This is a genomic window from Kitasatospora sp. NPDC101447, assembly GCF_044767225.1.
Lineage (GTDB): Bacteria > Actinomycetota > Actinomycetes > Streptomycetales > Streptomycetaceae > Kitasatospora.
The window spans coordinates 1-9,579 of record NZ_JBIWNL010000072.1 but is presented as its reverse complement, the minus strand read 5'-3'; the positions used below and the strand labels follow the sequence as shown (position 1 = coordinate 9,579).

The 9,579-nt window shown below is 73.2% G+C and carries 13 protein-coding genes and 1 pseudogene; 7 read left to right on the top strand and 7 right to left on the bottom strand.

Annotated elements, in window-relative coordinates:
* Positions 1 to 123: 123 nt before the first annotated feature.
* A pseudogene (locus ACIRST_RS42040) lies at positions 124 to 498 on the bottom strand (tyrosine-type recombinase/integrase); the annotation flags it as partial.
* Between ACIRST_RS42040 and ACIRST_RS42035 the strand changes: the two are divergent.
* Positions 412 to 1,131, top strand: coding sequence for an ATP-binding protein (locus tag ACIRST_RS42035; protein WP_402810019.1), 720 nt, complete (start codon positions 412 to 414; stop codon positions 1,129 to 1,131). The pseudogene ACIRST_RS42040 and the gene ACIRST_RS42035 overlap by 87 nt on opposite strands.
* A gap of 279 nt (positions 1,132 to 1,410) precedes the next feature.
* The gene (locus ACIRST_RS42030) at positions 1,411 to 1,764 is read left to right on the top strand and encodes a hypothetical protein (RefSeq protein ID WP_402810017.1); all 354 of its coding nucleotides are present in this window, start codon (positions 1,411 to 1,413) and stop codon (positions 1,762 to 1,764) included.
* Positions 1,765 to 1,774: 10 nt separating this feature from the next.
* Here the strand turns inward: ACIRST_RS42030 and ACIRST_RS42025 are convergent, their stop codons facing one another.
* Together ACIRST_RS42025 and ACIRST_RS42020 are read right to left on the bottom strand one after the other, a co-directional pair.
* A complete protein-coding gene (locus ACIRST_RS42025; RefSeq protein ID WP_402810014.1) occupies positions 1,775 to 2,065 on the bottom strand; it encodes a hypothetical protein in 291 nt (96 codons plus the stop codon).
* Positions 2,040 to 2,735, bottom strand: coding sequence for a type III effector protein (locus ACIRST_RS42020; RefSeq protein ID WP_402810012.1), 696 nt, complete (start codon positions 2,733 to 2,735; stop codon positions 2,040 to 2,042). The genes ACIRST_RS42025 and ACIRST_RS42020 overlap by 26 nt, the downstream gene beginning before the upstream one ends.
* Before the next feature lie 110 nt (positions 2,736 to 2,845).
* Between ACIRST_RS42020 and ACIRST_RS42015 the strand changes: the two genes are divergently transcribed.
* The 4 genes from ACIRST_RS42015 to ACIRST_RS42000 all read left to right on the top strand — a co-directional run bounded on the left by ACIRST_RS42015 (position 2,846) and on the right by ACIRST_RS42000 (position 4,601).
* A complete protein-coding gene (locus tag ACIRST_RS42015; protein ID WP_354644735.1) occupies positions 2,846 to 3,280 on the top strand; it encodes an Hsp20/alpha crystallin family protein in 435 nt (144 codons plus the stop codon).
* Between the two features lie 118 nt (positions 3,281 to 3,398).
* Positions 3,399 to 3,692, top strand: a complete 294-nt coding sequence (locus ACIRST_RS42010; RefSeq protein WP_402810007.1) for an STAS domain-containing protein — start codon at positions 3,399 to 3,401, stop codon at positions 3,690 to 3,692.
* 46 nt (positions 3,693 to 3,738) lie between these two features.
* The gene (locus ACIRST_RS42005; protein WP_402810004.1) at positions 3,739 to 4,143 is read left to right on the top strand and encodes a DUF2267 domain-containing protein; all 405 of its coding nucleotides are present in this window, start codon (positions 3,739 to 3,741) and stop codon (positions 4,141 to 4,143) included.
* Between the two features lie 59 nt (positions 4,144 to 4,202).
* Positions 4,203 to 4,601 carry a DUF2267 domain-containing protein gene (locus ACIRST_RS42000; protein WP_402810001.1) on the top strand — a complete coding sequence of 133 codons (399 nt, stop codon included), beginning with the start codon at positions 4,203 to 4,205 and terminating at the stop codon, positions 4,599 to 4,601.
* A 154-nt stretch (positions 4,602 to 4,755) separates the two neighbouring features.
* Here the strand turns inward: ACIRST_RS42000 and ACIRST_RS41995 are convergent, their stop codons facing one another.
* A complete protein-coding gene (locus ACIRST_RS41995) occupies positions 4,756 to 4,995 on the bottom strand; it encodes a hypothetical protein (RefSeq protein ID WP_402809998.1) in 240 nt (79 codons plus the stop codon).
* 624 nt (positions 4,996 to 5,619) lie between these two features.
* On the opposite strand from ACIRST_RS41995, the gene ACIRST_RS41990 reads away from it, so the two are divergent.
* Positions 5,620 to 5,934: a hypothetical protein gene (locus ACIRST_RS41990; RefSeq protein WP_402809995.1), complete on the top strand. Its 315-nt coding sequence runs from the start codon at positions 5,620 to 5,622 to the stop codon at positions 5,932 to 5,934.
* A gap of 458 nt (positions 5,935 to 6,392) precedes the next feature.
* On the opposite strand, the gene ACIRST_RS41985 is transcribed toward ACIRST_RS41990, so the two are convergent.
* Genes ACIRST_RS41985 through ACIRST_RS41975 form a run of 3 tightly spaced genes read right to left on the bottom strand, consistent with a single transcriptional unit; the run spans position 6,393 to position 8,038 of the window.
* The gene (locus ACIRST_RS41985) at positions 6,393 to 6,578 is read right to left on the bottom strand and encodes a hypothetical protein (RefSeq protein WP_402809992.1); all 186 of its coding nucleotides are present in this window, start codon (positions 6,576 to 6,578) and stop codon (positions 6,393 to 6,395) included.
* Positions 6,575 to 7,771: a sigma-70 family RNA polymerase sigma factor gene (locus tag ACIRST_RS41980; protein WP_402809989.1), complete on the bottom strand. Its 1,197-nt coding sequence runs from the start codon at positions 7,769 to 7,771 to the stop codon at positions 6,575 to 6,577. The genes ACIRST_RS41985 and ACIRST_RS41980 overlap by 4 nt, the downstream gene beginning before the upstream one ends.
* Before the next feature lie 3 nt (positions 7,772 to 7,774).
* On the bottom strand, positions 7,775 to 8,038 hold the full coding sequence (locus ACIRST_RS41975; protein ID WP_402809986.1) for a hypothetical protein: 264 nt from the start codon (positions 8,036 to 8,038) through the stop codon (positions 7,775 to 7,777).
* Between the last annotated feature and the right edge of the window lie 1,541 nt (positions 8,039 to 9,579).

Sequence of the window (9,579 nt, the reverse complement as noted above, 5' to 3'; positions counted from 1 at the left end):
CCCGATGGGTAAATTCCGAGAACTGAAGTGAATCGAAAATTGAATTGAATGGCCGACAGCCCCCACCAAGGAGACCTTGGTGGGGGCTGTCGGGTGTCTTGACGGCAGTAGTTGACGGCAACGTCAGCGGACGGGTTCTGCACAAAGCGGCGGATCGTCGCGGTCGTCGGGCGCGGTACTGCCGGTTGCGGGGTGGCGGAGGGCGCTGCTGAGAGTGTCGATGGCCTGGCGCTGGAGCCGGAGTCGGACGTGGGTATACACGGTGGCCGTGACGCCGATGTGGGCGTGCCCCAACAGCTCCTTGATGACGACGAGTTCGACGCCCTGTTCCAGGAGGAGGGTCGCCGCCGTGTGCCTGAGGTCGTGGAAGCGGATGCGACGGAGGGTGGCCCGGCGGAGCAGGGTGTTGAAATGCCGGGTGAGGGTGGCCCCTTCGATCGGGCCGCCACCGGGGGTAGTGAAGACGTAGCCGCCCCGGTGGTGCACGAGACCGGCCAGGCCGGCGGACGCCTCGCCTTCACCGTGAAGGCCGACCAGTACGTCTACTCGGCCGGGTCGGAGAAGGACTCCGGTGGCATCCGCCGCGGGTTCATCCCGCGCTCCGATGGCACGGAGGAGCGCATCCGGCCCGAGCGGCGCCACGGCGGTGTAGCGCGCCTGGCGGCGGGCACACGCCGGGGTCAGGACCTACCGCTCCCGGCCGCGCCAGGATCCACGATGCCCGCCTCCCTTGCCGCACACGCCCGCCACCGCCGCGTGGACTTCCGCCTCGGCGACGGCACCGTGCCGGGGATCGACTTCCTGCGCCAGGCTCTTGTCGACTGGCACCTGATGACAGCCGGCACCGGAGCTGACGCGCTGCTGGTGGCCGCCGAACTTCTCGCCAACGCCGCCCGGCACACCCGGGGACCCAGGCGCTTGGACCTCGACCTCAACGATGCCTTCCTGCGGATCGCGGTGACGGACCCGGCACCCGACCCGCCGCGCCCGCGACCCCACCGGCCGGACGCCACGCATGGGCATGGCCTGTTCATCGTGCAGCAGCTCGCCAAGGACTGGGGATGGCGGCCGCACGGGCACGGCAAGACCGTCTGGGCCGACCTGCCCATCCCCGGCACCCCCGGCCACTGACGGCGCGCCGTTCCCGCTCGCCGCCTACAGCTCCCTTCGACCGGCAGGCCCGCCAGCTCCGCTCGCTCGGCGGGTGCCAGACGGGGCGGCCGGGTCACGCCGGACCGGGTCTTCGATCCGGGCGGCGCCGGCCAGAACGGCGGTGAGCCTCTCGGCGCGCTGCGCCGGGGAGCTCCTCGAAAGCTCGGCCTCGACCTGGCGGTGCTGCCCGCCCCGTCAGTCGTGCCGTCGGTGAGTTGGAGTTCCGCCTCGTGGACAACCTGATCGACCGCTCTGCGCATGCCCATGGCAGGAGTGCTCCCTGCTGCACCCCGGGTGGTCGAGGACCTCGCCCGGGACCTGAGCGGTGCGGCCGAGGCCGTGCGGGCGATGCCGGGTGTCGGCGGGGCGGACGTGACGGTCGCCGCCCACACCGCGGTGGTGTGCACCGCCGCCACCGCGGCCAGCGTCCTCCAGCAGGCCGCGGACTGGTGCCGCCAGGCGCAGCGGGCCGAGGTGCACGCCCTTGCTCTGGCCCGGGTGCCGGGCCACCGCGAGGACGTTTGGAAGTTCAGTGTGACTGTGACCGTGTCGTTCCCGGACGACACCGGCGGGCACGCCGGCCCGACCCACCACGGCGGCCCGCGCCGCTGAGCGGCCCCGGTCACCCCCGCGCGTGAGCCGCCGGACTCTCGGCTGGGGCTCGCGTCGGTTGCGGCGGGACGCTCGGGGGGTCCGCGCGCGTGGGGGAGGACTGTGGGGGCCAGGGCCGGTGGGCGAGGTTGTGGCGGAGGGCGTCGAGTCTGGCCAGGCAGGCGTCGATGGTGGTGATGGCGGCGCTGCTGTGGTCGCGGATGCGGCGTTCGATGGCGGTGAGCCGGTCCTCGATGTGCTGCCAGCGGTCCTCGGCCGTGGCCGTGGTGCGGGGGTCAGGTGCGTCGTTGGTCGCTGTCATGGCGCAGGCGTGCGGTGTGGTCGATGAGGTCGTCGAGACGGGCGGCGAGGTCCGGATGGGCGCAGACGTGGGGGCGCATCGCCGCCAGGGGCGCTATCAGGCCGGCCGGGTCGGGCGTGCCGAGGGCGGTGGTGAGCGCGGTCAGCGCGGGAGCGGCGCCGCGGGGCAGGCCGGGGGCGGCGGTGATCTGGGCGGCGAGTACGCGCAGGTCGGCGGCGTGATCGCGGGCCCAGGCGGTGACCGCGCGCTCGCCGGCCCGGCGGTCGCGCACCGCCTTGACGCGTTCGGCTCCGGTCTCCGTCTCGGTGGAGGTGCTGTCGGTCGGGCGCAGGCGCAGGTAGCGGTTCTCGGCGGCCTGGCGGCTGGCGACGCCCATGGGGCGGGCGAGGTCGGCCCAGGTGGCGCCGGCGTCGCGGGCGTTCTCCACCAGGCCGGCTTCCCAGCCGGCGAGCTGGGTGCGCAGTTCGCGCAGCAGCACCAGCGCGGCCAGCGCCGGCTGCGGTCCCTCGTCCGGCGTCCCGGCACCGGGCGGTGCCCCGGCACCGGCGATCTGGGCGGTGCGGACCGCGTCGTTGATGGCGGCGAGCGCGGTGGCAGCGGCGAGGAAGGACGCCGGCCCCGCCGGCGGGCCGCTGCCGTCGGGGGCGGCTCTGCGGGACTTCTCACTCATGCAGTCACTCTATAGGCGACATGCCAGCTTGTCATCGGATGGATGACGCGCTACAAAGGGTGTCAGACGAAGCGCACTGGCACCCATTCGATCAGTGGAGGTGTTTCGCGATGCTGCTGCGCACTGACCCGTTCCGCGAGCTGGACCGTCTGACCCAGCAGTTCCTGGGCAACACGGGAACCTGGTCGCGTCCGGCTCCGATGCCGCTGGACGCCTACCGGGCCGGCGACGAGTACGTGATCTGCTTCGACCTGCCGGGGGTGGACCCGGAGGCGATCGACATCGACGTCGAGCGGAACATGGTGACCGTCAAGGCCGAGCGCCGGCCGCGCCAGGAGGGCGAGGGTGTGAAGTGGGAGCTGTCCGAGCGCCCGCTCGGCGTGTTCTCCCGCCAGGTCATGCTCTCCGACACCCTCGACCCCGCGGGGATCACCGCCGACTACGACGCCGGCGTGCTGACCCTGAAGATCCCGGTCGCCGAGAAGGCCAAGCCCCGCAAGGTCGCGATCAGCCACAGCGGCGACCGCAAGCAGATCCGGGCCTGACCCGGTCCCCGATGCCGTTCCGGCCGCCCCTGATCTCCCCCCTCGATCGAAGGGGCGGCCGGAACACCCCGGCCGCCGGCCGCTCCATGGAGTCGGCCCGCTGAGACGGGGCAACACCGTGAACGGCCAGAGCAACCAGCCCTTCGTCGTGCGGGCGAGCGGCGAGATCGACCTCGACACCGCCCCCACGCTGCGCCGTGCTCTGGCGGCCGCGCTCGAGTCGCACCGGGAGGTGGTGCTCGACCTGTCGGAGGTGACGTTCATGGACTGTGCGGGCCTGGGTGCCCTCGTCCAGGCCCGCGACCAGGCCGACCGGCGCGGTAGGCGCCTCATCCTGCGAGGGGCCGGCCGCTGCGTGGTCCGGCTGCTCAAACTCACCGGTCTGCACCGGCGCCTGGTCCTCGAACCCTGACCGGGCACCGTTCGCGCCGGCTCCTCGGGATGGAGGGAGAACCGCGGTGACTTTTCGATGGGAGGCGTTCTTGGAGGAGGTCCGGGAACGCGGCGAATACGACACACCCCACGAGGCCGAGCGGGCGGCGCGCGTCGTCCTGGCCCTGCTCGGCGCCCACCTCGTCGGCCGAGTGCGCGCCGACCTCGCGGCCCGGCTGCCCGAGACCCTGGCTCTGATCCTGCTCAACCCGCTGCAGGCCGCCGAACCGCTCACCCCCGAACGGTTCGCGCGCGCGACGGCGGCCTGGACCGAGGGCGCCACCGAGACCACCGCGCTGTGGGACATCGGCGCCGTCCTGTCCACCGTGGCCGACGCCGCCGGCGACGACCTCACCGAGCGCGTCCTACTTCAGCTGCCGCCCGGCTACGACCTCCTGTTCGGCCGCCCGCAGCCCGGCCACCGGCCCTGACCCCTCTATTGCTCCACCGCTGCCGCCAGCGGCGGCCCGCCTGGAAGGCCACCACCGTCATGACCCGCCACCGCCGCCTTCTCCGGCAGGTCCGCACCCTCGGCCGCTACACCACCGACGAGGAAGCCGAACGCGCCCTCCACGCGGTCCTGGCCGTCCTCGGCTCCCAGCTCACCGGTGAGGAGCGCTGCGACCTCGCCGCGGTCCTGCCCGAGCGGGCCCGCGCCGTCTTCGCCGCGCAGATCCCGTTGCCCGAGCCGGTCGCAGCCCCGGCCTTCGTCGAAGCCGTCGCCCGCGCCCTGAACACCAGCCTCGCCGGCGCACGCTGGGACGCCTCCTCCGTCCTGGTCGCCCTCGCCGACCTGGCCGGCCGCCAGTTCACCGACCGTCTTCTCAACGGCCTGCCCCGCGGCTACGCGCTCCTGTTCGGCCGCGCCGACCTCGTCGCCGCGGCGTGACCCGGAACCGGGTACGGGCCGTCACCGGCACCGTGCGGCGGATGCCCGCCGGGCGGGCATCCGCCCCGTTGCCCCGGCCGGCCAGGGCGGCGCCTCTCCGCAGCGGCCAGGGGCGCCAGGCGCAGGATCTACCTGAACGCCTGGACGGGCGGGTTCACGAGCCCGGTCGGCGGGGCTGGCTTCGTTCGCGGTTGCCGGATGGGCGGGCCGCGTCGAGGGCCTCGCGCAGTGCGTACAGGTCGGCGACGGTGGCCAGCTCGGCGAAGCGGGCCAGCAGCCGGCGGACGGTGCGGTCGTCACCGTCGTGTACGGGTGCGTCCGGGTCGGTGCCGGCCGCGTGCGCGACCATCTGGTCCGGCTGATCCGGGTGCTCGATGACGACGAGGATGCCCACTACCCCACCCTGCGGCCGGAATCGGCCGGAGTGCATCCGGGGCGCCCGCCTGCCGTCCCGGTGCCCGCCGCCTGCTGGCTGGGTCGCTCTGGTCGCTGTACTGGGGTGTGACCTTCCAGAGCCAGACTCGAAAGCAAGGGCGGTTTGAAGCGGTTTGCCCGTATCGGTCTGGACCGGCATGAGGGTGTCGCGGGAGCAGGCGAGCGTCATGTCCGTGCACACGTGGCGGTGACTCTCCGTCTCTGCCACGTCTATGCCGCGCCCGGGAGTGGGGCTTTGGGGCGCAGCGAGTTCTGATGACATTTGACGGTTAATTTCTGTGGGCTTCCCGCGACTATTTCCGGGGATTTTTGACGGGGATTCCGGCTTTCCTCCGCTGTTCGGCAGCCGCCCGGGGCTGCGGCCGGCCTCGGGCCGTCGCTCGTCTGCCGGACCCCAGATAGCGCCGGCCGCTGCGCGCCTGCTGCCCGGCCCGGCCTCCTGCTGCGCTCCGGTGGGCCCGCGCTGCTGGCCGTGCGGCCTTGGCGGACGCCTGGCTGTGGCGCGCGGTCTGGCCGACTGCCGGGCTGCGGTCCGGGCCGTTGTCCGGCGTACCTGGGGGTGGTTTTGGTCGTTGGTCCCGGTATGGAGGAGGACGAGGACGAGTGGGCCGAGTACTGGGACCCGGACGACGATCGCCCGCTTCGTACCTGCAACGAGTGCGGGTGGAACTGGGGCCACGGCCCGGGGTATGACATCGCCCGCCAAGAGGCCGGCGACTGGCCGCAGCGACCCCCCGCGGTCAAGGGACCCCGGTGCCCGCCCCTCCCCCGGGCCGGGGCCGTGCGGGACGTGACGCTCGCCACCGCGCCGGCGCTTCGCACCGGCTGGGACGGGCCCGCCGTCGAGGCCTACCGCCGGATCGCCGCCGCGTGGACCGCGGCTGGCATCCGGCACTGACCCGCCCGCCCCGGCCCGCGGCATTGGTGACAACCCGTTCGCTGTCTCTCGCCCGCCCGCCGGGCAGCCGCATGGGACGCAGGACCAGGACATCGCGGCATGGGCGGACCGAGGAAACCGAGTCGCTCTGCAGGAGATGGCGGTTCCGCCCGGGTGGTCCCAGTGGAGGCATCGCCGGGTGCTGCCGTCACCGTCGTCGTCGGCCCCGTCCTGGCGGCTGCTGCGCCTGCCCGGGCCCGGTGTCCTCACCACCCCGGCGCCGTCCTCCGCCGTGCCGGCCTCTTCACGGGGCCTCGGCGCCGCGGCCTGGCCGCCCGCCGACCCCCGCTCGTCCTCGGTGTCCTGCCGCGCCTGCTGTGTCTGTGCCCTGGCGCGCCGAGGGCCAGGACGAGCGGGCCGGTTTGTTCCGCTGCCCCGCGTGCGGCCCGCCCCGTGCGGGAGCGCGCCCGGAGGAGATGTCAGGCCCTGGGAGGTGCGGTGATCGCGCGGGCGGCTTCCTCGATGGCCGCTTCGTAGTCGTCGTCGTCGAGGATGGGCATGTGCAGGGAGGTGCGGTGCCTCAGTTCGGTGAGGTGTCCGAGGACTTCGTCTTCGGACATGTCGCGGTCGAACCCGTTGATGTGGGCGCCGGTGTCGGGCTTCATCGTGTGCCTCCCTTGTAGAAGTCGTGGCCCAGGGTGTCTCGCAGGTCCGCGCGGGCGGCGCTGAGCCGGCTCTTGACCGTGCCGGCGGGGATCTGCAGGAGTGCCGCGATGTCTGCCACGGGGTAGTGGAGCACGTGGTGCAGGACGAAGCACTCGCGCTTGTCCCGGCTCAGGGCCGCGATCGCGGCGTGGACGTCCACCTTCTCTACTGTGGCGGCGGCGGGGTCGGCGACCTCGGCGGCTCCCTTCGGATCGGTATCGCCGGTCAGCTCCAGGCTGCGGTTGGCCTGGAGCTGGTGGACACGGATGAGGATCCGCCGGCCGGTGAGGACCACCCAACCGACCGGGTTGGGGTGGGCGCGAACGTCCGGCCACCGCCGGTAGGCGATCTCGAAGGCCCGGCTGGCCGCGTCCTGTGCCAGCTCCCAGTCGTCGTGCCGCGCGTTCAGGATGCGGCAGACGTTGCGGAAGTTGGCCTTGAAGAAGGCGGTGAAGTCGTCGCTCTCCGGCGCCTGCCGGGGCGCCCCGGCGATGTGCGGGGCTTCACCGGTGGGCATCGCCTCTTCCGGGGGGCCGACCGGACGGGGGCGACCGACCCGGGCCAGGAGCCTGTTCACCAGTGCCGGACTCAGCGGTTCGGACCCGACCTCGGTCAGAGCGTTCTCGGGGCACCGGTCTCCGAAGAGGACGACCAGGTTCCTGTCGGGATGACGCGAGGGCCACAGGAACCCCTGGGCCCAGGGGTTGTGCTCGCGCAGCAGCGCGGCCCAGGCCCGGGTATGGACGAAGTCGCGGCTGTCGGCGTGGACGAGTGCGGGTGACGCCCCGACGCGGGTGAGGGCGGCGTCGGTCGTAAGATCGAGAAGGGCCAGGGGCTCGGCGGTCCTCACCTCGGCCAGGGCGCGTCCCCTGATGGCGGCCCGCGGGATCGTCCGGAAAGCCGTGTCGTCGAACGGGGTGTCTCGTACCAGCGTTGCCCACAGCGCGATCTCGGGGCTGAACGCCGCGTACAGGAAGGGATACGGGTCCTCGGGGGTGGCGTCGAAGCGCCCACCCCCGAACAGACCAGCGACGACCGGGCTGTACATGGTGGGAGCGCGCCGCTCGTGGTGGGTCCGGTGCAGTGGGGTGCCCTCGGGAATGTGGACGGCCTCACCGGCCAGGGGGCGCGAAGGCGGAGGGAGGACGGACACGGATCACTGCTCCTCGGTGCCGGGCAGAACGTGACGGGGGGAGGAGGAAAGAGACGGCGGGGCGGTCGCGCCGTGCTGCCGGACGCTCTCACCGATGATGACACCAGGGCGCTCCGCAGCGGGGACGGCGATCTCCAGCACGCTCCCGTCGGCCCGCCGGTCGTAGATCCGCCCGCCCTGATGGAGCGTCGTCGGCACGGTGAGCAGCGTCGAGCGCCGTTCGCGCTCGAACGCCACGGCGTTGCGGCCCTCCACCCACGTCCGCATCGTGTGCCACATCCCGCCCGCCCGACCTCTCAGTGTTCCGCCGGCGATCGACAACGCCGCTCGGATCTCGCGGAAGACCATGTCCGCCGGCGTTTTGGGCGCTGCGCGGTGCCCGGGGCGGTACTGCTGGCTGGCGCGTGCCTGTGTGGGGTGGTGGGGGTGGGGTAGGCGCGGGTGGTCCGGTTTTCGTCATGGTGGCGGACTGGGTGCCCGGCCAGGCGGTGCCTGTCGCGCCTCCTGTCGCCCCTGGGGTGTTGTCGCGTCGTTTCCCAGCACGGATGCCCCGGATCCCCCCTCTCGCCCCCGCATCGCGACAGCACGACACCCCCGCCCCAGGCCCCGCCCCACACCTCGCCCTGGCCCGGCGCAGCCAGGGCCCGCCTCACCCGCCCACCACCCCGCGGGGAGCCGCAGGCGACCCCACCCCGGCCCACATCCCGCCCCCGCCGCAGGCCCGCCCACCTCCCCGAGGGGCCGCAGGCCCCCACCTGGCCCGCCGTGACGCCGCAGGCGACACCCCCAACTCCCGCCAAGGGGCCGCCAGGCCCCGACCCCTCGCCGAAGGCCCGCCTCTTTTCCGGGATTCCCGGACGGTGTTGCGCTCCCGTGGTGGCCCTGTGCTGCGCCCTGTTCTGTGTGGTGTTGTGACCGTGTTTTCTGGTGGTGTGGTGGCTGAGAGAGATTCACCGACGCGTGGCCGGTTATTGGGGGGATTGGTGGTGTTCGGGGTGAGGAGTTCCGGACCGGTGGAAGGACCGGTTCTGGTGTCGTATCAGGGAGTTCCGGGGGCAGGAAATCGTGCCTGCTCCGGAAGTTCACGGTGCGGGGTTCGCTGACCCGTAATCAACCGCGCCTGTGCCCGGATTCGAAGCGCCCCGGAACGGCATTTTTCCGGAGACGGTCCTGTGCGCCCGGCAAGGGGCCGTGCCGGTGGCAGCCCGGTGCGGTTCTGCCGGTGACACCCCAGCGCGCTCCAGGCCCCGCGCTGCGCCCCTCCCGGGCCCGCCGGGGCGGTGGCGACCGTCCCGCCCGGCGCCGTCGTCCGGAGGCGCTCCCCGGCCCTGTACGGCCCCGGTGCCGTGCTGCGCCCCGGCGACTGCGGCACCCGCACCGTGCCGGCACTGCCGCTGCGACGTCGCCGGGGCGCAGCCCCGACGCCCCACCAGGGGCGCCCCCAGCCCGGGGTTTGGTGCTATCCCGGGGAATTCACGCCATATCGTCAACGGGCTCCGTTCCGGATACCCGCCTCCCCGTCAGGGGAGAGCCTTTCACTGGCAATTCGCGCCACATCGTCAACGCTGCCACCGGACACGGCCCCGCCCCGCAGGGGTGGGGGTGCAACCTGCAATTCAAGCCACATCGTCAACGGCCCCTCAAGGCGGGCCGCAGGCCCGTGCCAACCACACCAAACCTGAGGCCCCGCCAGGGGCCGACCCACACCCACCAATTCGCCGCAGGCGAATCAGCCCCAGCCACCCCGCCCGGCGCAGCCGGGCCCCGAGGCGCAGCCTCGGGCAACCACCCACGGTGACGCCGCCAGG